Here is a 1,028-nt window from a genome sequence, read left to right on the forward strand (position 1 = left end):
AGCGGGGAGGAGGGACGCGTCCGCCCATTCGGGAATGCGGTCAGAGGCCCACAGGTCCGCGATCTCCTGCCGTTCACGGATGACGGCCCAGCGGCTGCCATCCACCATCACCTGCGCCGCCAGCGGGCGGGCGTTGTAGGTGGAACTCATGACCATGCCATAGGCCCCGCAATCCAGCAGCGCGAGACGCGATCCGGCTTCCATGCGGGGCAGGGTGCGGTCATGGCCGAAGGTGTCGCCACTTTCGCATACCGGCCCCACCACATGCACCTGTTCGGTCGGCGCCACGGCATCGGCGGCGGAAAGGGGCAGGATACCGTGCCACGCATCATACAGGCTGGGCCGCATGAGATCGTTCATCGCCGCATCCAGCACAAGGAAGGGCGGCATGCCGTCATAGCCCTGCTTGCGCAGGATCACGGTGCTCAGCAGCACGCCCGCGGGGCCAGCCAGCCAGCGGCCGGGTTCGATGGCCAGACGCGTGCCCAGCCCCCCCAGTTCGGCATGGATCGCGGCGGCCAGCGCCTCGGGCGCGCCCTCGCTTTCATCGCGGTAGGAAATGCCCAGTCCCCCCCCGCAGTCCAGCACCTCTATGGCAAGGCCGCGTGCGCGGATGGTCCGCACCAGATCCGCCAGCTTCGCATAGGCGGTACGGTAGGGCTGCATGCGGGTGATCTGGCTGCCAATATGCATGGCGAGCCCGACGGGCCGGATGCCGGGCAGGGCGGCGGCATGGGCGTAAAGATCGACCGCGCGGTTATAAGGAATGCCGAATTTGTTGGTGGCGAGGCCGGTGGTGATCTTGGCGTGGGTGCCGGCGTCCACATCGGGTTGATGCGCAGGGCGACGGGGGCATCGACGCCTTCGGCGCGCGCGACGGCGGACAGGAGGTCGAGCTCCTCCGCGCTTTCAACATTGATCTGGCCAATGCCTGCGCGCAGCGCCATGCGCATCTCGTCGGGCGTCTTGCCCACCCCGGAAAAGACGATCCGCCCCGCCGGGATGCCCGCCACCATGGCCCGGCGCAG

At 68.5% G+C, this 1,028-nt stretch carries 1 pseudogene; it reads right to left on the reverse strand.

The features are described 5' to 3' along the window. A pseudogene (gene lysA, locus JCM25156_RS25990) lies at window positions 1-1,028 on the reverse strand (diaminopimelate decarboxylase); the annotation flags it as partial.

This window comes from Komagataeibacter kakiaceti JCM 25156 (assembly GCF_000613305.1).